Annotated in this window: 23 protein-coding genes; 7 read left to right on the plus strand and 16 right to left on the minus strand. The window is 43.9% G+C overall.

Translation table 11 applies throughout. The features are described from left to right. Positions 1-169: 169 nt before the first annotated feature. From LN893_RS09770 to LN893_RS09800, 7 genes are all read right to left on the minus strand, one after another. Positions 170-499 (minus strand): DUF3817 domain-containing protein, encoded by a 330-nt coding sequence (locus LN893_RS09770; protein ID WP_229969634.1) that lies wholly within the window; start codon positions 497-499, stop codon positions 170-172. A gap of 257 nt (positions 500-756) precedes the next feature. After that, complete coding sequence (locus tag LN893_RS09775) at positions 757-1,875, minus strand: chorismate mutase (RefSeq protein ID WP_229969635.1); 1,119 nt, start codon at positions 1,873-1,875, stop codon at positions 757-759. Positions 1,876-1,877: 2 nt separating this feature from the next. Beyond that, entirely contained in the window at positions 1,878-3,053 is a 1,176-nt protein-coding gene (locus LN893_RS09780) for a pyridoxal phosphate-dependent aminotransferase (protein WP_229969636.1), read from the minus strand. A 2-nt stretch (positions 3,054-3,055) separates the two neighbouring features. Further along, a complete protein-coding gene (locus LN893_RS09785; RefSeq protein WP_229969637.1) occupies positions 3,056-3,940 on the minus strand; it encodes a prephenate dehydratase in 885 nt (294 codons plus the stop codon). A 297-nt stretch (positions 3,941-4,237) separates the two neighbouring features. After that, positions 4,238-5,326 carry a bifunctional 3-deoxy-7-phosphoheptulonate synthase/chorismate mutase type II gene (locus tag LN893_RS09790; RefSeq protein ID WP_229969638.1) on the minus strand — a complete coding sequence of 363 codons (1,089 nt, stop codon included), beginning with the start codon at positions 5,324-5,326 and terminating at the stop codon, positions 4,238-4,240. Between the two features lie 498 nt (positions 5,327-5,824). Continuing rightward, positions 5,825-6,769 (minus strand): TerC family protein, encoded by a 945-nt coding sequence (locus tag LN893_RS09795; protein ID WP_229969639.1) that lies wholly within the window; start codon positions 6,767-6,769, stop codon positions 5,825-5,827. A gap of 154 nt (positions 6,770-6,923) precedes the next feature. Further along, entirely contained in the window at positions 6,924-7,658 is a 735-nt protein-coding gene (locus LN893_RS09800; protein ID WP_229969640.1) for a polyprenol monophosphomannose synthase, read from the minus strand. 255 nt (positions 7,659-7,913) lie between these two features. On the opposite strand from LN893_RS09800, the gene LN893_RS09805 reads away from it, so the two are divergent. Then, positions 7,914-8,435 (plus strand): D-glycero-alpha-D-manno-heptose-1,7-bisphosphate 7-phosphatase, encoded by a 522-nt coding sequence (locus LN893_RS09805; protein ID WP_229969641.1) that lies wholly within the window; start codon positions 7,914-7,916, stop codon positions 8,433-8,435. 132 nt (positions 8,436-8,567) lie between these two features. Here the strand turns inward: LN893_RS09805 and LN893_RS09810 are convergent, their stop codons facing one another. Together LN893_RS09810 and LN893_RS09815 are read right to left on the minus strand one after the other, a co-directional pair. Next, on the minus strand, positions 8,568-8,741 hold the full coding sequence (locus LN893_RS09810) for a hypothetical protein (protein ID WP_229969642.1): 174 nt from the start codon (positions 8,739-8,741) through the stop codon (positions 8,568-8,570). 91 nt (positions 8,742-8,832) lie between these two features. Continuing rightward, entirely contained in the window at positions 8,833-10,227 is a 1,395-nt protein-coding gene (locus tag LN893_RS09815; protein WP_229969643.1) for a type III PLP-dependent enzyme domain-containing protein, read from the minus strand. Between the two features lie 166 nt (positions 10,228-10,393). On the opposite strand from LN893_RS09815, the gene rocF reads away from it, so the two are divergent. The 5 genes from rocF (at position 10,394) to LN893_RS09840 (ending at position 16,139) form a co-directional block, all read left to right on the plus strand. Further along, positions 10,394-11,365, plus strand: coding sequence for an arginase (gene rocF / locus LN893_RS09820; RefSeq protein ID WP_229969644.1), 972 nt, complete (start codon positions 10,394-10,396; stop codon positions 11,363-11,365). Further along, a complete protein-coding gene (argS, locus tag LN893_RS09825; protein ID WP_229969645.1) occupies positions 11,365-13,155 on the plus strand; it encodes an arginine--tRNA ligase in 1,791 nt (596 codons plus the stop codon). Before rocF ends, argS begins: the two co-directional genes overlap by 1 nt. Positions 13,156-13,310: 155 nt before the next feature. After that, positions 13,311-13,910, plus strand: a complete 600-nt coding sequence (locus LN893_RS09830) for a glutathione peroxidase (RefSeq protein ID WP_439651195.1) — start codon at positions 13,311-13,313, stop codon at positions 13,908-13,910. 32 nt (positions 13,911-13,942) lie between these two features. Then, positions 13,943-14,866, plus strand: a complete 924-nt coding sequence (locus LN893_RS09835; RefSeq protein ID WP_229969646.1) for a 1,4-dihydroxy-2-naphthoate polyprenyltransferase — start codon at positions 13,943-13,945, stop codon at positions 14,864-14,866. Between the two features lie 322 nt (positions 14,867-15,188). Then, positions 15,189-16,139: an aldo/keto reductase gene (locus tag LN893_RS09840; protein WP_229969647.1), complete on the plus strand. Its 951-nt coding sequence runs from the start codon at positions 15,189-15,191 to the stop codon at positions 16,137-16,139. A 149-nt stretch (positions 16,140-16,288) separates the two neighbouring features. Here the strand turns inward: LN893_RS09840 and LN893_RS09845 are convergent, their stop codons facing one another. Together LN893_RS09845 and cdd are read right to left on the minus strand one after the other, a co-directional pair. Then, entirely contained in the window at positions 16,289-16,894 is a 606-nt protein-coding gene (locus tag LN893_RS09845; RefSeq protein WP_229969648.1) for a carboxypeptidase-like regulatory domain-containing protein, read from the minus strand. A 60-nt stretch (positions 16,895-16,954) separates the two neighbouring features. Continuing rightward, positions 16,955-17,440, minus strand: coding sequence for a cytidine deaminase (gene cdd / locus LN893_RS09850; RefSeq protein ID WP_229969649.1), 486 nt, complete (start codon positions 17,438-17,440; stop codon positions 16,955-16,957). A 122-nt stretch (positions 17,441-17,562) separates the two neighbouring features. Between cdd and LN893_RS09855 the strand changes: the two genes are divergently transcribed. Next, complete coding sequence (locus tag LN893_RS09855) at positions 17,563-18,903, plus strand: saccharopine dehydrogenase C-terminal domain-containing protein (protein WP_229969650.1); 1,341 nt, start codon at positions 17,563-17,565, stop codon at positions 18,901-18,903. A gap of 15 nt (positions 18,904-18,918) precedes the next feature. On the opposite strand, the gene LN893_RS09860 is transcribed toward LN893_RS09855, so the two are convergent. The 5 genes from LN893_RS09860 to LN893_RS09880 all read right to left on the minus strand — a co-directional run bounded on the left by LN893_RS09860 (position 18,919) and on the right by LN893_RS09880 (position 23,331). Continuing rightward, positions 18,919-19,665: a hypothetical protein gene (locus LN893_RS09860; protein WP_229969651.1), complete on the minus strand. Its 747-nt coding sequence runs from the start codon at positions 19,663-19,665 to the stop codon at positions 18,919-18,921. Positions 19,666-20,039: 374 nt separating this feature from the next. Next, on the minus strand, positions 20,040-20,756 hold the full coding sequence (locus tag LN893_RS09865) for a tRNA1(Val) (adenine(37)-N6)-methyltransferase (RefSeq protein WP_229969652.1): 717 nt from the start codon (positions 20,754-20,756) through the stop codon (positions 20,040-20,042). A gap of 99 nt (positions 20,757-20,855) precedes the next feature. Continuing rightward, positions 20,856-21,320, minus strand: coding sequence for a ribonuclease HI (rnhA, locus tag LN893_RS09870; protein ID WP_229969653.1), 465 nt, complete (start codon positions 21,318-21,320; stop codon positions 20,856-20,858). A gap of 225 nt (positions 21,321-21,545) precedes the next feature. Continuing rightward, entirely contained in the window at positions 21,546-22,127 is a 582-nt protein-coding gene (locus LN893_RS09875; protein ID WP_439651196.1) for a MarC family protein, read from the minus strand. A gap of 142 nt (positions 22,128-22,269) precedes the next feature. Continuing rightward, on the minus strand, positions 22,270-23,331 hold the full coding sequence (locus LN893_RS09880) for an aminotransferase class V-fold PLP-dependent enzyme (RefSeq protein ID WP_229969654.1): 1,062 nt from the start codon (positions 23,329-23,331) through the stop codon (positions 22,270-22,272). Positions 23,332-23,385: the final 54 nt, after the last annotated feature.

Here is a 23,385-nt window from a genome sequence, read left to right on the forward strand (position 1 = left end):
GTATAAGCCAGAAATAAAATATTTAATCAAAAAGCCCCTCACGCAGTTTGCGTGAGGGGCTTTTTGATTAAATGGCTAGAGCGGAAGTATAAACTTTTGTCTTTGGCAACGTTATTCCACTTATTGCTAAAGCTACTTTGTTGTTAGAAAGCAAAACTGGAACGACTAGTTATGCTACCTGCTTTGCATCTTTCTTACCTTCCAGAGCAGCTTCTTCATCTTTAAGAAGTTTCTTGTCTAGCACAAATGGGCCGAAGGGAAGAAGGGATGCAATAACAGCGGCAGCCACCTTTTTGAAAGACCAGCTATGTACCAGCGTTACTTGCAGTACTGCAAGTATGTACAATATGAACAACACGCCGTGTGCCCAGCCTACATATAGTGCTACCTCGGGTATGCCGAAGATTCTTTTTAAAGGCACGCCTATTCCGAGCAGGACTAGGTAAGAGATACCTTCGTAAATTCCAATGGTGCGGAGACGTGAAATTGGGGTTTTCATGTTTATTATCTTTTATGCTGCATTTTAACAGCGCAAAGGTAGGAATCGTGCCTTGCTTGTGGCTGTTTTTATTTTGGAAGCCAAACTTATTACTTATGATGGTGAGCTACACTAGAACGAATCCAGCTTGGAAGATGTAACGTCCATCATCATAAGGGAACAGTCAAAGCTGTTATTTGTAAGAAAAAAGGTGCAGATGATTGGACTATCACCTGCACCTCTTCTTAATCTATCTTTAGCAGTTTTGTTAGGAAAAACTATTTCTCCATAACAGATGTTGCTGCCGGAGCAGAACTCATTACTTCGTTCTGGATACCGATAGAATGACGGTGTATCGCATCGAAAATGGCTCTTACAAATGTCTCGTCTAAACCAGTGTCGGTAGCAACTTTAAGCCTGTTCTGAAGTACTTCTACCCAACGGCCTGCCTGGTAAATATCCAGAGCACTTGCCTTCTTGTATTCACCAATTCTTTTAGATATATCAGAACGAAGGAAAAGGATATTTATCAATTCATTATCTAATTTATCAATCAGGTTACGGAACTCCTGTAACTGCTCTGCCACTGCTACTCTTTCTGGCTCAAGATCCAGTGAGGTCAATAAGTTATCCAGTCCTTCTGGCGTTACCTGCTGCGAAGCATCGCTCAGTGCAACTGCAGGATTGATGTGGGTTTCAATCATCAAACCATCAACACCTAAATGCAATGCCTGCTGGCTCACTGGCTGAAGCAAGTCACGACGACCAGCAATATGACTTGGATCGCAGAACAAAGGCACTTCAGGTACCAGGCTACGGATTTCCTGTATTGTTTCCCACTTCGGGTGGTTACGGTAAGGCTTGTTGTTCGGTGTAGAGAAACCTCTGTGGATAAGACCCAGATCAGTGATGCCAGCCAAGTTCAAACGCTCCAAAGCGCCTACCCATAACTGGATGTCTGGGTTAACAGGGTTCTTAACCATTACTGGAATGTCTACACCTCTTAAAGCATCGGCTACCTCTTGTACAGAGAAAGGGTTTACTGTGGTGCGTGCGCCTATCCAAAGAATATCAACGCCATGCTTTAAAGCTTCCTCTACGTGTTGCGTATTTGCTACTTCAACGGCGGTAAGTAAGCCTGTTTCTTGTTTTACAGTTTTCAACCACTCTAAACCAACAGTACCTATACCTTCGAACATGCCTGGGCGTGTACGTGGTTTCCAGATACCTGCTCTGAAAACAGTTACCCTTTTGTCTTTGCGTATTTCACGGGCAGTCTGTAGCATTTGTTCTTCGCTTTCAGCACTACAAGGACCTGCGATTACAGTAGGTAATGGGCCACCGTTTAATAGTTTTGTTTTAGCGGCTAACTTTAAATTTGGTTTATTTGAGCTCATGGCTAAACTGTAAGTGTATGATGTTTCTTAATTCGATTAATTGCTTCTGTTAACTGTGCTGCCGGGGCGCAGAGCGAAATTCTGAGATAGCGCTCCCCCTGGCTGCCAAATATTTTTCCTGGTGTTAAAAACAGGTGTTGTTCGTAAAGTAACTGGTCCAGGTAAGCTTCTACATCAGCTACTTGCTCGGGTACTTTTGCCCAAACAAACATGCCTACCGTATTTGGTTGGTATTTACAGTGCAGGGCATCGAGCAGCTGGTGGGCTAGTTGTTTGCGTTCTGCATATACTTCATTTCGTTCTTCGTGCCACGCCTCGTTGTTTTGAAGTGCGGCAATAGCTGCTTTTTGGATGGGCAGGTACATACCAGAGTCCATGTTGCTCTTCACGGCCAATATAGCTGCCAAATAATCCTGTTGCCCCAGTACCATACCTACACGCCAGCCCGCCATATTATGCGATTTGCTAAGCGAGTTAAGTTCCAGGCAGCAGTCTGTAGCTCCCTCTATACTTAAAATACTTAAAGGCTGTGCACCAGGTAATACCAAGCTGTACGGGTTATCGTTGATAAGTAAAATGCTATTGGCACGTGCAAAGTTCACTAGTTCCCGAAGTTTTTCAGAAGTAGCCTGTGCACCCGTAGGCATATGCGGATAATTTATCCACATAATCTTTACTCCTTCTGTGGCCAGCCGCTCCAGTTCTTCCTGCTGAGGCAGCCATCCGTTCTCTTCGCTTAAAGTATAGAATATAGGCTCAGCACCTGCTAAACGTGTAGCCGTGGCATAGGCAGGGTATCCAGGGTTAGGTACAAGTACTTTATCACCAGGATTAAGAAAAGCCAGTGATGTGTGCAGAATACCTTCCTTAGAGCCCATCAGTGGGAGCACTTCTTTCTCTGGATTCAGTTCTACACCGTAAGTACTTTTATACCAACTGGCCATGGCCTGGCGCAGCGCTGGAATACCTGTGTAAGACTGGTAACCGTTAGTGCCTGGTGTCTTGGCAGTGTCTACCAAAGCCTCTAGTGTTTCAGCAGAAGGAGCCTGGTCTGGATCGCCTATACCTAGATTAATAATAGGCTTGCCTTCGGCCACCAGCGCTCTTACCTCTGCCAGCTTGCGGGCGAAGTAGTACTCTTTCACATGGCTTAAGCGGTTTGCCTTAGGTATAATCATGGTTATGCGTGTAAGACTGTTGCTAATGGAGTTTTAGCTGCCTGCGCGTTGTGTCGCGGGTGAGCTACTCCTTTATATGTTCCTAACTGCTTTAGCTCTTTTACCAAAGTTTTTACTTTTGCTATAGCTTTTTGTACCTGCTCACTATCCTTTCCTTCCAAATCGAGCGCAATGTACTGCTTTTCTGGAGTAGAAATGGCTGGAAGTGGCTGTGTGAGTGTAACAGCTATTTCCTGTGCCTCTAGTAAAAGAAGAAGTTTCTCTAATGATTCGTCTTTCTCAGAAAGACCAAGTATGATAGAGGCTTTGGTAGCTATAGCAGATGGCGCTGTTTCTCTAGAAAGTAGCAGGAAGCGTGTATAGTTATCTTTGCGATCAGCAATATGGGCCTGTAGTATCTGCATGCCATAGAGCTTAGCAGCTTCTTCGCTGGCGATAGCTGCCACACCTTTTAAATTATTCTCTTTGATATGGCGAGCACTTTCGGCAGTATCGTGGTTTTCCTGTGGTTGCATTTGGGGGTGCTTACCTAGGAAGGTGCCGCACTGCAGTAGTGCTACTGGGTGCGTGAGCACCGTGTGTATATCCGCCAAATTCTGACCTGGTAAAGCCATAATATTCTGGTCGATAGGAAGCCAAAGCTCGCCTATGATGCTGAAGTTGTTTTGCAGCAATAGCGTGTAGTTAGAAAGAATACCTCCTGCCAAGGCATTTTCGATAGCCATCACAGCAAAATCGGTCTCACCTGCTGCCAATGCTTTGCAAAGGCTGTGGAAAGACTCACAAGGCAAGGTTTCTAGCGATTTTTTTGCGAAACTCTTTCTTGCTGCTACATCATGAAATGAAGCAGGCCCACCCTGTATCGCTATTTTTAGTTGCTGTACCATAGTACTTGTTTAAAACAAAAAGCCCCGCTTTAGGCGGGGCTTCTAAGGTTATTTTTGTGTTTACTTTAACGCAAAAGCATTACCCTTGGAGCCCCGAACGGGTACCAAAAAAGTAAAAGCTAAAAAAGTATGCGCTTTGTAAAATCATATTGCTAAACTTTAATAAGTCAAATGTAAGGCAAATGAATTTGAGTTGCAAGAATTTTTTAACAAATTTTTAAATGTTAGCTTGCTTATTTGCTAAATAAGCAAGCTAACATTTGTTAGGTTGTGAAATTCTAAGCACTTACTAATTGTTTACGCTTTGTATAAGTATGTTTGAGCATAATGCTTGCGCACCTCCTGGAAAATTGTCTGTACAAACTCCTTGTTAACTCCAGCTGAATTGGCATGTACTAAAAGATCTCCTAATACATGATCCCATTGCACCACCTGAGGTGCTTCGATTGTATCCGCATCCATATAGTCATTCAGTTTAGCCGATAACCTGCTGCGGCGGGCAATTAAATCTAGAAGCTCATCATCTAAGTGCTCTATATATTTGCGAAGTTCTTCCAGTTGTGCGCCTTTTCTAGCAGAATCGGCATCATCGATGTTATAATCTAGTGTTTGAAGCAGCATATCCAGTTCCTGTGGCATTAGTTGTTGCTGGGCGTCGCTAAGCGCCAAGGCTGGGTTATAGTGTGCCTCCACCATCAAACCATCATAATCTAAATTGAGGGCACGTTGGCTAACGGGGCGCAAAAGACTTCTTCGGCCAGCTATATGGCTCGAATCGCAGTAAACTGGTATTTCTGGCAGTACTTTCCTTAGTTCTACCACATGGTCCCACTTGGGGTGGTTGCGGTATGGGGCATTGTCCATGGTAGAAAATCCTCTATGTACAACTCCTAAGTCTTTTATGCCACTATGATGTAGGCGCTCCAGGGCTCCAATCCACAGCATAAGGTCTGGGTTTACTGGGTTTTTTACCAACACAGGCACGTCTACTCCCTGCAAAGCATCGGCAATGTCCTGTACCAAAAAAGAGTTAACAGTGGTATGCGCACCTATTATCAAAATGTCTACGCCATGCTGTAAAGCTTCTGTTACATGCTTGGCATGGGCTACCTCGCAGGCGGTACGAAGGCCTGTTTCTTGCTTAACCGTTTTTAACCACTCAAGCCCGACCGTGCCAACACCCTGAAAATGTCCTGGCCTAGTTCTGGGCTTCCAGATTCCAGCTCTAAAAACAGAGAGCCCTTGAAGCTTTTGAAGGCCGAGCGCTGTCTTTAACATTTGCTCTTCACTTTCAGCACTGCATGGGCCTGCTATGATCACAGGTCTATCAGTTTTTGCAAGTGTACTGCTACTTTTGCAAAGCTTCATGGTGGTTGATGTATTCATGGTTTCTACAAGAACTAATTAATATATTTTAAACTTTAGATTTAGAACAAAAAAAGCCTCGCTTTTCTGGCGAGGCTTTCAGGTCTTATTTTGTTATTTTTAATTAACGCAAAGCTCACCCGAAGGCCCCGCAGGGTCTAATAGATTTATTGTATTGAAGTACAAGTGCGTTGATAAAAAACATATGTTCTTTTTTTTGATATGTAAATATATCAAAGATTTTAAGGTAATGCAATATTTGTTAATGGATTGTTTAAAAAGAAGGGTGAAATTTGCTAAAATGTTATCAAGCTAGAATTAAACTCAAATACACATTTACTTACTTTTGAGCCTGATTTTCCTCTGTTTAAACAACAATAGCGTCAAAATCGTCTGTTTTTTCAGAAGAGAGCTTTAAAAAAGGCTCAATTCTGTCAAATTATTTAATTTTTGTTTCGTGAAAAAAATGCTGTTTTTTCATTTAATCTTTTGGTAAATAACTGAAGGACTGGTGCAAGACTACAGAGTAAAATCTGGTGGAGGAGGCAACTCATTGTCCTTTTTAGGAAACAGAAGCGATAGAACAATGGAAACCGTAAGTATAAAGCCCACTACGAGCAATGCGTAGCGCATGTCAATCTCTATCAGGTCACTTAACACTAGTTTGGCTCCGATAAACACTAAAATAAGAGACAAGCCATAGTGCAGGTAGTGAAACAACTGCATAATACCCGCCAAAGCAAAGTATAAAGCCCGAAGGCCTAGCAAGGCAAACACATTTGATGTATATACGATAAATGGATCTTTAGAAATGGCTAATATGGCAGGGATGGAATCTGCTGCAAAAACAACATCTGTGCTTTCTACCATTATCAGCACCAGAAAATGCGGTGTGGCAAATAGTTTACCACCGTGCCTCTCAAAAAACTTTCCATCGGTAGCAGTCTTTGTGATACGCATATGCTTGCTTACCCAGTTTACAAGCGGGTTATTTTCAGGGTGTACCTCTTCATCTTTTGAAAAGGCCATTTTAACGCCAGTGAAAATAAGGAAGGCCCCAAGTATATAGATGATGAAGTGGAACTTAGAAATAAGCGCCACACCTAGTATTATAAACAGTGCCCGCAGCACAAGTGCACCCAAAATGCCCCAAAACAAGATTTTGTGCTGAAACTTTAATGGCACTTTAAAAAAGTTGAATATTAGGATGAAGACAAACAGGTTATCAACACTGAGAGACTTCTCAATGAGGTAGGCTGTGAGAAACTCCAGGGCAGGAGCAGGGCCTTGCCAGTAGTAAATAAAGGCATTAAAGCATAAGGAAAGCACAACCCAGAAAAGACTCCAGAGAAGTGCCTCCTTTATTTTTACTTCATGTTCTTTCTTATGAAACACGAACAGGTCGAGGCCCAGAAGAAAAAGAACAAATGCGTTGAATATTATCCAGAAATAAATTTCATTCATGGTATGTGCACAATGGTGCTATTAGCAAATATGGATGCAAGGGCTTATGCCGAAAGTGTAAAATTAGCTATAAAAGGTTTGAATTGTTAGTATGCCAGATGGCCTTTTTCAAGGCCGCAAACTAATAGGAATAAGAAGTGAGACTGCAAAGGAACTAGTAGCGGTCGAAATGGCGAAAGAAACTGTTTATCTTCATCTTAAGAACTCCGAACACTGCTTCTTTAAAAATGCCTTTATTCATTTTAGATTGACCTTTAGTACGGTCTGTGAAAATGATAGGTACTTCCACAATCTTAAAGCCGAATTTGTAAGCCAAGAACTTCATCTCAATCTGAAAAGCATAGCCTACAAAACGGATTTTGTTTAGCTGTATGGTCTGAAGCACTTTGCTGCGGTAGCACTTGAAACCAGCCGTTGTGTCGGCAATGGGCATGCCTGTAATCAGGCGTACATAGTGGCTGGCAAAGTAAGACATTAGTACACGGCTCATGGGCCAGTTTACTACGTTTACCCCCTGCACATAGCGGCTTCCTATGGCTACATCGTTGCCCTCTACAGCGCAGGCGCGGTAAAGCCTTACCAAATCATCAGGATTATGAGAGAAGTCGCAGTCCATTTCAAAAATATACTCGTAGCCTCTTTTTAAGGCATACTTAAAGCCATGGATGTAGGCCGTTCCTAGTCCTAGCTTTCCAGTGCGGGTTTCAAGGTACAGGCGGTCAGGGAATTCCTCCTGCAGTTGGCGGACAACGTCTGCTGTGCCGTCGGGTGAACCATCGTCAATTACCAACAGGTCGAACGGGTGATTTAAAGACATCACTTTCCGCACCATAGCTTCTATGTTTTCCCGCTCGTTGTAGGTTGGGATGATCACCAACGATTCTTTCATGCTTCAAATATAGCTAATCAGCTATTTGCAGCGAGGTTTAGGCTGGAATTATTTATTGAGAAGCCTTATTTTTTCGCGAAATGGACTTTTGTTTAAGGCTTTGCTTGGTACAAGGCATTATTAACGCTGGTTATGAAATTCTGTTAACAGCCAGGCAATAAAGTATGACCTGAGTTTTGATTAGCAACTATAAAGGCATTTGTGTGCAAACCAAAGGCATAAGTCTTAATTTTGATTTGAAACTACATAACTCTTATGCAAAAGCAGAAATGTGTATTCCTAGACCGTGACGGTGTACTAAACCGTGAACGTGGAGACTATACGTATATTATTGAAGATTTCGAGGTAATTCCTGGCGTGCCAGAGGCACTAAGGTTGCTAAAGCAACATGGTTTTCTGCTGATTGTGGTAACGAACCAGGCAGGTATTGCGAAGGGAAGGTACACGAAAGAAGATGTGCTGGCATGCCACCAGAAACTGCAGAATTCGTGTGACAGTTTGATTGATGCGATTTATATGGCCCCCTCGCATCCTAGCTTTTCAGAGTCTTTGTCCAGAAAACCAGATAGTTTGATGCTGGAACGCGCCATAGCCAAATATAATATAGATGCCGATGCTTCGTGGCTGGTAGGTGACTCCATCCGAGATTTACTGGCGGCTGCTAAGGTAGGGGTAAAAGCTATATTGGTAGGGCCGCATGAGATGGGAACTTATCAAAATCAAGTGCAAGATCTATTTGAAGCTACAAAGTTGATTTTAGATGATAAAATTGGATAATATTTTTGAAGCTTTGGCTTAGAGATAATTATGATTTTTTACTTGCAGGAAATTAGTTTTTGCATTTTGTGCAAAGCTATAAAACAAAAAGCCAGCTTAAAGCTGGCTTTTTATATATCAGTAGGCTGTGCCTTAGCTGTTACCTTCTTCAGTTGTACTAGCTGATGCAGTAACGATTTGTGGCGCTTCCTGCTCTATTTGCGTGTTTTTTTGTGCTGGTGCGTAGCTGTATGCTGGGCAATAAGTCTTGCAAGAAGACACGCCAAGGGCTAAAAACAGGGCACCAAATGCGAATAATTTTCTCATGATGGTTAGGTATTAAGAGATAATGAGTCCAAAAATACATTTTTTACTATAAAAGCAAAAATTGCACACTAAAAAGTTAGCAACCAAACTTTTATACTTCGTATCCCAATATACGCAACATCGACTCATAAGATTGCTCTGGTGCAAATTGCCAGCTCTTTAACTCGCCGTTTTCGTCCTTATCTACCAGAATGTGCTGTGGCGACGGGATCAGGCAATGTTTAATGCCGCCGTAGCCACTTAGCTGCTCTTGGTAAGCGCCCGTATGGAAGAAACCGATATAGAGGGGCTCGTTTTTCGGGATCTTTGGCAAGAACACCTGGAACGAGTGCATCTCAGAATTGTAGTAATCTTGGCTATCGCAGGTCATGCCACCCAACTGAATTTTACGGTACTCTTTATCCCAGTGGTTTACCGCCAGCAGTGGCCAACGCTGATTCAGAGCCCAGGCATCAGGCAAGTTCGTGATAAACGATCCATCTATCATATACCAAAGCTCTTTATCATTCTGTAGTTTTTCATCCAGAATAGAGTAGATGTTGGCAGCGCTTTCGCCTACTGTAAAGATTCCGAACTCAGTAAAAATATTCGGTTCAGGCACACCTTCGTCAGCACAAATACGCTTTATGGTTTGCAAAATCTGCTCTACCATGTAGCGGTAATCGTAATCTGCCTGAATAGATGTTTTAATCGGGAAACCTCCGCCAATATCTACCGTGTCTAGCTCAGGGCATACTTTTTTAAGCTCGCAGTACTTGCGTATAAAGCGGCTAAGCTCCGACCAGTAATAAGAGGTGTCTTTTATACCAGTGTTTATAAAGTAGTGTAGCATTTTAAGCTCAAACCTTTCGTCTGGCTTAATCTGCTGCTCATACAGGTCTATTAAGTCTCCGTAGCGTACACCAAGGCGCGATGTATAGAACTCGAATTTCGGTTCTTCATCCGCAGCCAAACGTATACCGAATTTGGTCTTCTGCTTAACATTCTCTTTATAATAACCTATTTCACCTAAGTGGTCTATGATAGGCATACAGTTAACAAAGCCTTCGTTTATGAACTCCGTAATCCACTCACGGTAGCGTTCGCGCTTAAAGCCATTGCAAATGATGTACGTGTTCTTATCGATTTTACCTTTCTTGTATAGGGCACGCACAATCTGCATATCATACCCAGACGAAGTCTCGATATGAATGCCGTTTTTAAGAGCTTCTTCCATCACAAAAGAAAAGTGAGAAGCTTTCGTGCAATAGCAATAAGTGTATTTGCCTTGGTAATCTAGTTTTTCGATAGACTCAGCAAAGAGCCTTTTGGCCTTCTGAATCTGAGAACTAATTTTAGGTAAATATGTAAGTTTAAGGGGGGTGCCGTACTGTTTAATGAGGTCCATCAACGGAATTCCGTTAAAATATAACTCATTATTTTCTACGGTGAACTCATCTGTGGGGAAGTCAAAAGTCTGATGTATCAGATCGGTGTATTTATCCATCTAAAGTGATATAGTCTATAATTAGCTGTGCAATATTGTCTGTATTTTACAATCTTTGCAAAAACTTTGTTTAAATTATATTGTTCAGCATCGTAATATATTTGGTTGAGGGGCAAAAAATATGGGTAGCCAGTTTATTTGTGCTAAACCTGAACAGATTCATTCTATGAAAAAAATTAAACTGATAGAAGTAAGGTCGGAGCTTGGAGCGGGTACGCGTGGAGCAAGTATGGGAATTGAGGCCCTGCGTGTCGCTTGCTGGGATAAAGGATCTGATTATTTCAGGCGCTTTAACTCTGTCAGTGTTCCAGATTTGAACTACACCTTGTTTGATAAGGATGTTTTCCCGAATGCCCACCGAATAGACAGCATTCTGACTGTGCAAAAAAACATTGCCAGAGCTGTGGCTCAGACCTTTGATACCGACATGTTTCCGTTGGTGCTCTCTGGCGACCATTCTAACGCACATGGCACTATAGCTGGTATAAAATCGGCTTACCCAGATAAAACGCTGGGCGTGATTTGGATTGATGCCCATGCTGATATTCATTCGCCGTATACTTCGCCATCGGGCAATGTGCACGGTATGCCGCTGGCTATGGCCCTGAACTGGGACAACCTGAACCGCCAGATAAACGAACCAGCCCCAGAGACAGTATTTTTTTGGAACTCGCTGAAGAAGCTTGGTTTCGACGGCCCTAAAATAAAGTCTGAGCACCTGGTGTACATTGTGGTGCGCGACACAGAAGAGCCCGAAGATTTTATCATCAAAGAAAACGGGATAAAGAATTTCAGTTATGCCGAGTTTACAGCAAAAGGTGCGAAGCAGGTAGCTGCGGAAGCGTTGGAGCGGCTAAACGGGTGTGACATCATCTACATTTCGTTTGATGTCGACAGCCTGGACTCAAAGTTTTCGAAAGGAACAGGCACACCTGTAGAAATCGGGTTGACTGTGGAGGAAGCGAAAGAACTGAACCATTACCTGCTGCAGGACCCGCGTGTAGTGTGCTACGAGATGACCGAAATCAACCCAACGCTGGATACAGAAAATACTATGGCTGAGAACGCTTTCGAAATATTGGAAACAGCTACAGCCGCCATTTTACAAAAAGAATCTAAAAGTACAGCTATACAATAATGCAACTCCAACAAGCCATTAGCCAACGCATAAGCGAAGCTCTCAAAGCTCTATTCGATATTTCTGTGGATGCCTCTCAGGTGGCGCTGCAGCCAACCCGCAAAGAGTTTGCAGGCTCTTTTACGTTTGTTACCTTTCCTTATACCAAACAGGTAGGCAAAGGGCCAGAGCAGATAGGCCAAGCGCTGGGAGATTATTTAAAAGAGCATGCCGCTGAGGTAAAGGATTTTAATGTTGTAAAAGGCTTCCTGAACCTAGAGGTAAAGGAGAATGTGTGGCTAAACCTGTTCCGCGAGCTAATGCAGAACCCAGCGTATGGTCAGGCAGAGCCGAGTGGAAAGAATGTGATTGTGGAATATTCATCTCCTAACACAAACAAACCGCTGCACCTGGGCCACCTGCGCAATAACTTTCTGGGTTACTCTGTAGCCGAAATACTGAAGGCCAACGGGCATAAAGTGCTAAAAGCTAATTTAGTGAACGACCGAGGTATCCATATCTGCAAATCGATGCTGGCTTACCAGAAAATGGGCAATGGCGAAACACCTGCAAGCAGCGGCATTAAAGGCGACCACTTGGTTGGTAAATACTATGTGCTGTTCGATAAGGCCTATAAAGAGCAGATAGACGATCTGGTAGCGCGAGGTATGGAGAAAGAGGAGGCAAAGAAAAAAGCCCCGCTTATGCTGGAGGCCCAAGAAATGCTACAGAAGTGGGAGCAAGGCGAGGAAGAAACCGTGGCGTTGTGGAAGCAGATGAACTCTTGGGTATATGCTGGCTTTGATGAGTCTTACAAAACCATCGGCGTCGATTTTGATAAGTTCTACTACGAGTCTGGCACTTATATGCTGGGCAAAGAGCGTGTAGAAGAGGGCTTGGCAAAAGAAGTTTTCTTTAAAAAACCTGACGGCTCTGTGTGGGTAGACCTGACCGACGATGTGCTGGACCAGAAGCTGGTGCTGCGAGGCGACGGAACCTCCGTTTATATTACGCAAGACCTAGGAACAGCCGAACTTAAGTATAACGACTTCCCTTATGACCAATCGGTGTACGTAGTGGCCGATGAGCAGAATTACCACTTTCAGGTGCTGAAGGCTATACTTAAAAAGCTAGGAAAACCTTACGCTGAGGGTATTTACCACCTCTCTTACGGCATGGTGGACCTGCCTTCGGGCAAGATGAAGTCGAGAGAGGGAACTGTGGTAGATGCCGATGAACTGGTGCAGGAGATGGTGGATACCGCTCGCCAGCAGACCGAGGAGTTAGGTAAGATAGAAGGCTTTACAGAGCAGGAGGCGAAAGAACTATACCATACATTGGCTATGGGTGCCTTAAAATACTTCCTGCTGCGTGTGGACCCAAAGAAGCGCATGCTGTTCAACCCACAGGAGTCTATCGATTTTAAAGGCAATACAGGACCGTTTATCCAGTACACACATGCTCGTATCTCGGCTATACTTCGTAAGGCCTCCGAAATGGGTATAGCAGTAGACGTTGCCGCTTTTGATGACTTTGAGAACCTGCACGAGACGGAGCAAGAGGTGATTTCGCAGTTGGTAAACTTCCCTGAAGTGGTTAAAGAGGCGGGTAGCCTGTATGCGCCGTCTGTTATCGCCAACTATGCCTACGAACTGGCCAAAGCCTATAACCGCTTTTACCAGGAGGTGTCCATCTTTAACGAGACAGACGAGCAGGCACGTAAGTTCAGAATTGCACTCTCTGCCATGGTAGCTCGCTTTGTGAAAGCAAGTATGGGCTTACTGGGTATAGCAGTTCCAGAGCGTATGTAGTAAAATAATTTAGCTGTAGAAGGTTGTATTTTAAAATGTTAAGTGTAAACTTTTTGTTAAATAGATGCAGATGTTACAACATTTTAAACAATAATGCGATTATATTGTATCTTTGTGTAGTTCACAATATTACAGCAAAGATCAAAGCTTTACGTATGATGAAAACATCTACATTTTTACTCCAGGCAGCCGTATTATTGGCGCTGGTTGCTATGGCCTCATTTACGGCACCAAAAGCAGACTCAAAAGCAACAACACTAGATACTATGGAAAATGAAGCGGCGGTAGCGAAAGGCTTTTATTCTTTTAAAATGCAGTCTTTGGAAGGCAAAAAGGTTGATTTCTCAAAGTATAAAGGCAAAAAAGTATTGTTGGTGAACACTGCATCAGAATGTGGTTATACGCCACAATACGCCGATTTGCAGAAGCTACATGAAACACATGGCGACAAGGTTGTTGTATTAGGCTTCCCTGCTAATAATTTTGGTGGGCAAGAGCCAGGTTCCACCGAAGAGATTGCTAGCTTTTGCCAGAAGAACTATGGTGTAACTTTCCAGATGTTCGATAAAGTTTCGGTGCTGGGCGAAGATCAGCATCCTTTGTATAGCTGGCTACAGCAGCAGGCACCAAACAAGGAAAAGCCAAGCTGGAACTTCTGTAAGTATTTAGTGGACGAAAATGGCAAAGTAGTAGCCTTCTTTCCTTCAAAAGTAAAGCCGATGAGTGAAGAGCTTTTGGCAGCTATCAACAAATAACAATTTATAGTTAAGTTTTAGAATTGACTGAAGTGAATCATTATACTGAAAATCCAGGCTTGGTGAAGGCCTGGATTTCTGCTTTTAGACCCCGTACGCTACCTTTGGCATTGTCTTGCATTGGTATGGGTGGTTTTATGGCAGCGGCACACGGTGCCTTTAACGGTACAATTGTAGCGCTCTGTGTGCTTACCACGCTCTTTCTGCAGATACTCTCTAACCTGGCTAACGACTACGGTGATTCTGTGCATGGTGCCGACAGCGTACATCGGGAGGGGCCGAAGCGGGCTGTGCAGGCAGGGCTGATTAAGGCGGAACACATGAAAAAGGGGATGATGGTGTTCAGTGCACTGTCGCTGCTGTCTGGCTTGCTGTTGCTGTGGGTTGCTTTTGGTGCGGAAGGTATGCTGCTGGCGCTGCTGTTTCTTGCTATTGGCTTGGCTTGTATTTGGGCAGCTATCAACTATACGGCAGGTTCTAAACCCTATGGCTATGCTGGACTGGGCGATATTTCGGTTTTTGTTTTCTTTGGACTGGTGGGTGTGCTAGGTACATACTTTCTTCAAGCGCAAACGCTAAATGCGGTAGTTGTACTTCCAGCCTTGATTTGTGGCTTCTTCGCGACTGCGGTTTTAAATGTAAACAACATCCGCGATATCAATTCCGACCTACTGGCAGGTAAGCATTCTATACCTGTGCGCATAGGTCAAAAACCTGCACGTGTTTACCACCTGTGCCTCTTGCTAGGTGGAGTGGCAAGTGCCTTTGCGTACGTATTGCTGAACTTTTATAGTTGGTGGCAACTGCTATTCGTGTTGGCTGTGCCTTTAGTTATAGTTAACGGTGTGAGCGTGTGGCGCAAAAGAACCTCCGTGGAACTGGACCCGTACCTGAAGCAGATGGCCATAACCACTTTACTTTTTGTGTTACTGTTCGGAATAGGGCAGCTACTGTAGTTATAGAATTACTTTTAAGAGCATCAACGGCAGGTTATAATATATAGCCTGCCGTTTTTATTTAAGTACTAAGATGATTGCAGACGTCACATGATGCTCTATAAGTTGTCCGTGTAACTGTAACTTAAAGCCTCTGTAGTTCAAAACCTTTGTCTTCGGCCAAAATACGTTTTTGAAAGAGAAATTCTTCCCTCTTATAGGTCATTAACAGGATGTTGGATAGCTAAGGAACAGGAGCACTCTTGGCAGACCTGGAAGTTTAGTATCCTGATGAGTTTAATCCCGTAAATTCAGTTTAATGTAGCAACACAAAATACAACACATGCAAAAAAGAAAGCTAGGAAACTCAGAATTAGAAATAGCACCGTTAGCCTTTGGTGGAAACGTATTTGGCTGGACAGCTGACGAAGCCACATCCTTCAAATTATTGGATGCCTTTACAGATGCAGGTTATAATTTTATCGATACAGCAGATGTATACTCTCGCTGGGCCTCTAGCAACGAAGGCGGCGAGTCGGAGGCCATTATAGGTAAATGGCTGAAGCAGCACGGAAACCGTGATAAAGTAATCGTTGCCACCAAAGTAGGCAGCGAAATGGGAGAGGGTATGAAAGGTCTGTCCAAAGCATATATTCAGAAAGCGGTAGAAGCTTCGCTAAGGCGCCTGCAAACAGACTACATCGACCTCTACCAATCTCATTACGACGACCCCGATACACCTGTGGAGGAGACGCTGGAAGCTTATGCACAACTCATAAAAGAAGGTAAAGTGCGTGTGATAGGCGCCTCCAACTTCGAGCCAGAGCGACTGCTGGAGTCGCTGGAGGTAAGTAAGGCAAACGGATTGCCACGATACGAGTGCTTTCAGCCCGAGTATAACCTCTACGACAGAGAAGATTATGAGAACAAATACGAGCAAATCTGTACCGAGCATGACTTAGGCGTAATTAGTTACTACAGCCTGGCTAGTGGCTTTTTAACAGGAAAGTATCGCTCTGAAGACGATTTAAGCCAAAGCCAGCGTGGAGGTGGCGTGAAAAAATACTTAGATGATCGGGGTTTACAAATTTTAGATGCTCTGGACAATCTGGCAGAAGAATACAGTACTTCTCCAGCCAGTGTTGCTCTGGCTTGGCTAGAAGCCCGTGCCAGTATAACAGCTCCCATTGCCAGTGCTACAAACCTGTCACAGCTAGATGATTTGATAAAAGCCGCTGATCTTAACCTCAACAATTCGGCAATTCAGCAACTGACACAGGCAAGCGCCTACTAAAGCCATATTTTATTAGGCATTATTCGTTGCTCTAGTTTCGGAATAGCGATTAATTTCTCCTTTCAATATGGTGCTTTAGTTGGCAACCTTCCGAAACGTCTTTCTGAACTTTAACCATATAAGGAGTCGTAACCTATAGCGGCTCCTTTTTAAAATATGCGGATAACGTCTGGAGCTTTAAAACGGCTTTCTTGTCGCTGGGTCTGTTGCTGCTTAAACATTTTAAAATTACCCTCAGCATCCATTGGAGCAATATCTAATATAGACTTTGGCGCTACCATCGGGAAATTGGTGTTGATGTGTGGCCCCTTAGGCAATTCAACCTTAAGTACAGCTTGTTTAAAATCTCGTTCTGTAGCCCATGGCATAACCTGTACCGTTGGCAGTTCTGTTGCGCTTTGTAGCAGTTTTATATGGACTGTATAATTTTGTCCAGCAGAACTTTCGGGTATAACCAAACACTTTTTCTGATAGCCCAATGCACTGTACACGACACTGTCGCCCGCAGACACAGGCAAAGTATAATAACCGTTAGCAGCTGTTTGCGTGCCTCTATTTTTAGTAGGTATATATACTGCTACACCTGCCTCTGTGGCCATACTATCGCCCAGCACTACAAAACCTGACAGTTGCACTACCTGTTGCCTTACCTGTGCAGCTGCTTCACCTACTGCAGCCACAAAAAGAATCGCCATGATGGAAAGTACTATGAGCAAACTGTTTGCTGTAGCCTTGCCTTTTGTTGTGTGCTGCATATATAGAGCTAACGCAATAGTCAGCCCTATATTGAGTTTAAAGTACAGACAAAGGTTTTATTAAAGATGATCTTTTGTGAACTGTAACGGCAGGAGATCACTTACCGAGTGGCAGCGGTAAAACGTGCCTTCAGGACCTTGCAGAATAACAGGTATAGCTTCCTGTTGCTTGTGCTCATACTCTGACATTACCTGCCTACATGCGCCACAGGGCATTGCTGGCAAGAATTTTTCTTCGCTAAGGCGTCGAGCTGTAACAGCCAGCAATTTTATTTTTTTGTTAGGATATTGGGCACTCATACCAAAAAGGGCAGTACGCTCGGCGCATAATCCTGAAGGGTAGGCGGCATTTTCCTGGTTGCTTCCTCTAAAGATGGAGCCATCTTCCAGTAAAAGCGAAGCGCCTACTAAAAAGTTTGAGTAAGGGGCATATGCATCGTTGGCAGCTTCTTGTGCTACCTGTAAGGCTTCTTTTTCCTGTGCTGTCAGTTCTTCTTCTGATTCCAGCACATCTATGGTGATATTTATATTTAGCTCACTTGCCATTTAGTCCCTGTTAGGTTTAAAAATGAGAAAAGGGCTTTAAATATACTATTTTTTGCTTACATAAGAAGATTAAATATTTGCCTTGATTGCTGTAATGCTTAACTTTTGGCAAACCTGCTGCTATGAAAAAGATTTTGCTACTCGGTGCTGGGCGCTCAGCCTCTTCTCTTATAAAGTATTTCCTCCAGAATGCCCCTACCGAAAATTGGCAGATCCGCATCGGCGATATTGCTGTTGAGCACCTGCAGGCGGCGCTGGAACCGCATAGTTTTGCAGAGGCTTTTGTGTTTGATGTGCATAAAGCGGAGCAGCGGGCAAGGGAGGTAAGCCAGGCTGAAATGGTAATTTCATTGCTGCCTGCGGTTTTCCACATAGAGGTGGCAAAGGAGTGTGTAAAACAGGGAAAGAACCTAATTACGGCATCTTATGTAACGCCTGCTATCCAGGAACTACACCTGGAGGCACAGGAAAAGGGAATAACTATCCTAATGGAGTCTGGCTTAGATCCTGGTATAGATCACATGTCGGCTATGGACGTGATAAGGCGGGTGCAGGAGCAGGGTGGAAAAATTACTTCTTTTAAATCTTATACAGGAGGTTTGGTAGCACCCGAATCCGATAATAATCCCTGGCGCTATAAATTTACGTGGAACCCTAGAAACGTAGTGCTGGCAGGACAGGGAACAGCTAAGTACATCAGAAACGGAGAGTATAAGTACATCCCGAACTACCAACTGTTCACTCGAACCGACGAGTTTTTTGTAGAAGGCTACGGCCACTTCGAAGGCTATGCTAACCGAGACTCGCTAAGTTACCGTGAACCATACGGCCTGCAGGATATACCTACCATGCTACGTGGTACCTTGCGTCGCCCAGGCTATTGCGAAGCTTGGAATGTATTTGTGCAACTAGGCTTGACCGACGACAGCTATACCTTAGATGGCTCTGAACGCATGACCTACCGCAGCTTTTTGGAAGCTTTTCTGCCACCTGCCACTGATCCAGCACAAACGATAGCGCAGCGCCTGTGTAAGTATGCAGGTATAGCCTTAAATGGTGAAATTATGAAGAAGTTGGTATGGTTGGGGCTATTTGAAGAAAAGCCTGTTGCATTAGCCAACGCCACACCTGCCCAGGTGCTGGAGAAGATGCTGAAAGAGAGGTGGACTTTAGCACCTGGCGACAAAGACATGATTGTGATGCAACACTTATTTAAGTATGAGTTGCAGGCGAAACAGTATGGGTTAGTAACTTCTTTGGTAGTTTTGGGAGATGATGAGGTACAAACAGCTATGGCTAAAACAGTGGGCTTGCCTGTAGGAATACTTGCAAAGCTGTCGCTGCAGGGGAAAATAAATCGTAAAGGCGTTGTGATACCAATTTACCCAGAACTATACGAGCCTGTGCTGGAGGAGCTAAAACAGTACGGAGTAAATTTTGTGGAGAAGGAAGAAGAAAAATGATGCTGCAGTAAGAGCCTATGGCGCCTGTTTAGGTTTATGTTTCTCCACTTTATAATCATCAGGAAAAGCATTAATACTGTACAAATTCGCCTCCTGCGGCTTATTTACCTGTAGGTTTTTCAGTTCCACCATCATGTATTGATGCTGGCCCTGCCAGTCTAAGAAATCCTCGTACTTGCGGGGCAGGTAATCTTTCTTGCCAATATAATAAATACGGTAGCTATGCTGCGTTTGCTCCACTTCATTGTCAGGAAAGCTGATTTTGATCGTAAAGCAAGTTGTGCCATTTACTTTCACCGCTTTACCCTTCCCTATTCGGATACCCGAGCTCCTTGTCAGTTGCTGGAAGATGTCGCTGTCTGCAGCCAAGGGGTTCAGTACCAAGTTGCCGCTAGGATTGCCCCTGATAAAGTTGAAAGCGCCAGCCGCACTATCAACTTGAAATATGGTTTCTTGCTGATGGTTGACCAGGTATAATGCTTCTCCAGTGTATAGCCGTTCAGGTTCGTCCTCCACTAGTAGCCTGAGTTTAGCACCAACATTATCTTTCGTTATTTTTTGAAAATGTACTTCTCCTGTTTTGCTAAGGGTATCATTGCTTGAGAAGAACTTGTGCCTGTAGGAGACTTCATAGCTACCTTGCTTCACCTGCTCACAGGCTTCAGCTGCTCTGAGTAGTATCTTCTTAGCTTTAGATTGCGCAGCGAGTGGAACGGTAGCGAAAGCAAGGTACAAAAGTAGAAGTGATAAAACTTTAGCCACAAGTTATGCTATTGATGTCAGAGCTATATACGGTGGCGTTGTGAGTTTTACTGGTTTTTAGCCCCGGTGCGGGAATCATTCCCGTGCCTAAGTACAGTGTCGAGTCTGTGACTTGACAGGCTCGCATTGGGCAATAAACACCTGAAGCGAGAATCATCTTATGCCTTTGGGTGTATGTGAAATAGAGCTTTTCTTCCTTCAGCAAGAGATACTGCAATCGGAGCAGCCCTTGTTAGAAGTCAAGAATTTGGAGATTCGCGCCAGCGAGGTATAGATAAAGCTTTGCTGCTCTCAACAATAAAGCCTTGTCTGCAAACTATGACCAGTATAGCTGAAGGTTGTGTGTCTTGATACTTGCTACGTGTGTCGCGAAATCAAAAAATGAGGTAGTAAGGGTGCAGCAAATCAATTGCGGCAGAACTATAGGTGACGCTATCAGCCTCACGAATGGGAATGGCTTTTTGTGTAGGAAAATCAGTGGGAGCGAAACTGTAGGTTTGAATATGACGGATACATTTACCGCCAACGCGGGTGTATACTTCGAGTGTTTCGTTCAGGTGCAGTTTATAAATTGTAGCCAGAGTAGCAAAATGTGTGGCTTCGGCTGGAGGTAAGAGGATGTATAGTTTTCCCGCTGGAGTCAGGTGTTTTTGTGCAAAATTCAGAATATCCTCAAATAGTAATTCTCCAGTATGCTTGGCTGCATTTTTGGCGGCATCTCCAGATTTTAAGGAAGAAAGGAAAAACGGCGGGTTGGAAAGTATAACATCATACTGCTGCTGGCTATACTGTGCATACTCCTGCAAACTGACAGCGTGCAACTTCAACCGTTCAGCCCAAGAGCTGCTGGCGAAGTTCTCCCTTGCCTGCATCTGTGCTTCTGCATTTATTTCCACGGCATCTACACTTGCCTCTGACCTTTGCGCCACCATCAATGCCAGAAGCCCTGTGCCAGTACCAATATCAAGAATAGTTTGTGCCTGCGCCACCTCCACATAAGCCCCGAACACACAGGAATCTGTGCATACTTTCATAGCACACTTATCCTGCTCTACCCGAAATTGCTTAAACTGGAAATAGGTATTAGCCACGACTTGGGAATTATGAAAGATCGGATAACTGAATGACTGAATTTTAGTTTTGAATAACTGATTTTTCTATTCAATCATTCAATAATCAGCTATTCGAAATTATTTCGAGTTGAACATGCCTGATTCAAACCCCTCGTCGATGAGGAGGTTAGGAGAGAGGGCACTCTGCACGGCCAGTTCATCACACCGTTCATTTTCAGGGTGGCCAGCGTGACCTTTTATCCAGACGAATTTTACGTTGTGCTTTGCGTAAATGCGCAGGAAGCGCTGCCACAGATCTCCGTTTGCTTTGCCTGCGAAGCCTTTTTTCTGCCATCCGAATACCCAACGCTTTTCCACGGAATCTACTACATATTTAGAGTCGGAGTAGATAGTAACAGGTATACCAGGTTTAGTAATTGCCTCCAGCCCCACAATCACGGCCAGCAGCTCCATGCGGTTATTGGTGGTTTTGCGGTAGCCAGCGGTAAGCTCTTTTACATGCTGCTTCCAACGCAGTATCGTTCCGTAGCCACCAGGACCAGGATTTCCACGTGAAGCACCATCTGTAAATAATTCAATCATAATGTTATGTGATGTGGAGATTCTGGAATCTGAAAATTATGGAATAAAAAAATAATGATTTATTAATGGCCCTTGCCATGGTTAGGGTTTGTCTCTTCAACCATATAAGCTTCAAAAAATGCTGCAGCCTTTGCTGGCTTTAGCGCAGTTTATGTTGTTGGTGAAAACACGCAACAACGGCACAGGCCATCAATACATTTCCACACATCTTTTTATCTTCAAATTTTAAACAGGTAAATTGGTTTTGAAAAGTTTGATGGCAATTGCCAGAAGTATGATGCCAAATACCTTTCGCAGAACGTTTGCTCCTGCCTTTCCTAACTTTTGTTCTATCCAGCCAGAGGCTTTCAACACGATGTAAACAAACATTAGGTTCAGAATAATGCCAACTAATACATTCGGCAAAGAGTATGCAGCGCGTAGCGAAAGCAACGTTGTCATGGTGCCAGCGCCAACAATAAGCGGAAAAGCCAGCGGTACAATAGAGCCACTTTTAATGTCAGGATCTGAGTGAAAAAAGTCTTTGCCCAAAATCATCTCCAAACCAATTAGGAAGATGATAATGGCGCCTGCCATGGCAAACGACTGAAAATCAATTCCGAATAGCTTTAGTATACCGTCGCCCAGGAACAGGAATACGATCATCAGTACTCCAGATACGATGGTCGCTTTCTCAGACTCTATCTTGCCTTCACGTTTTCTTAAATCGATGATGATGGGGATAGAGCCGATTATATCAATCACAGCAAAAAGTATAAGCGTGACGGATGCAATCTGCTGAAAATTGAACAGTTCGTTAAGTGACATGGACAGGATTAGCTGTGAAAAGCAAAATTAGCAAAAGAAAACCCGTTTATAACAGTTTTGGCTGGTGAAAAGTGGAATCAGGTTTGCTTGAAAGGTGGTTGCCTTTTTCCCAGATTTTTTCTTTCAAAATTAAGCACAGTGCTTAAGCGAAATAATGCAGGAAGAAGCGCTTCAGCTCTTCGTATTCCTCATCCAGAATGGCAGGGAAGTTTGCAATCCGGAAAGTATTTCGAGCCCAGGCACCGTAGCCGTTTCCTAAGCGGATGCCATGATGCAGCGCCTTCTTTTTTGCCTCATCAATCAGGCGTTCGCTGCCCTGGACGGCAATCACCGTTTTGGAGCGTACTTCCTCGTTTTCCACCAGCAGCTTAAAATCGCTGAATTGCTCAAAGAAAGTATATAGGTCCAGCGCGCGATCCGTTAAGTGCTGCTCTAGGGTTTTAATGAAAGGCCTTTCCTCTAGCACGCGTTTCAGCAGGTAAATGTTGAGCGTATTGGGTGTATGTGTGGTCTGGTGGTTTAACATTTTCTCGTACATCGACACCAGGCTATTATAGTGTGCCTTCTCGGCAATTTGCTTGGCCCTGAAAATGGCTCTTGGCGAACATACCAACACCCCCAGCCCTGGCGGCAAACCAAAATTCTTTTGCACAGATCCGAACCAGATATCGGCCTTGATCATTTTCAAATTGATGCCTGCCATCGAAGACGTAGCATCCACAGCTATCAAGGTGTCGCGATAACGGTTGTGCAGGTTCAGGATAGAAGTAGCCGAAACACGTGTGCCGTTGGAGGTTTCATTCTGGGTAAAGCAGATTAATTCGGTATCAGAGCTGATGTTGAGCGCCTCTACGGGCATCGGCTCATTCAGGTCGAATTTTACACCTTCTGCATTCGGGCGCAGTTTTTTGGCGTATTCAAACCACTTCTCGCCGAAGGCGCCGTTGTAAATATGTGAGCTTTTGCGGGTGGTCAGGCTTTGGATAATCACTTCCCAGCACTCGGTGGCCGAGGAGGTGAAGAAGATATAATAATCCTGCGGAATGTTTAGCCTGCGCTTCAGCAGCCCCACCACAGTCCTTGTCATCTGCACAAACTGTTCCCCTCTATGCGGAGCATCCAGTATACCCTCATCAAACGCATCGGTCATAAAAGTGCGTACTTCGGGGTAAATTTTAGATGGGCCAGGATAAAAATTCAGCATAGAAAGGTAATCTGTATATAGTGCAGTCTGTATTTTTTAGTTTAAAGCAGACGT

This window comes from Pontibacter harenae (genome assembly GCF_020907245.1).
GTDB classification, from domain to species: Bacteria; Bacteroidota; Bacteroidia; order Cytophagales; family Hymenobacteraceae; genus Pontibacter; species Pontibacter harenae.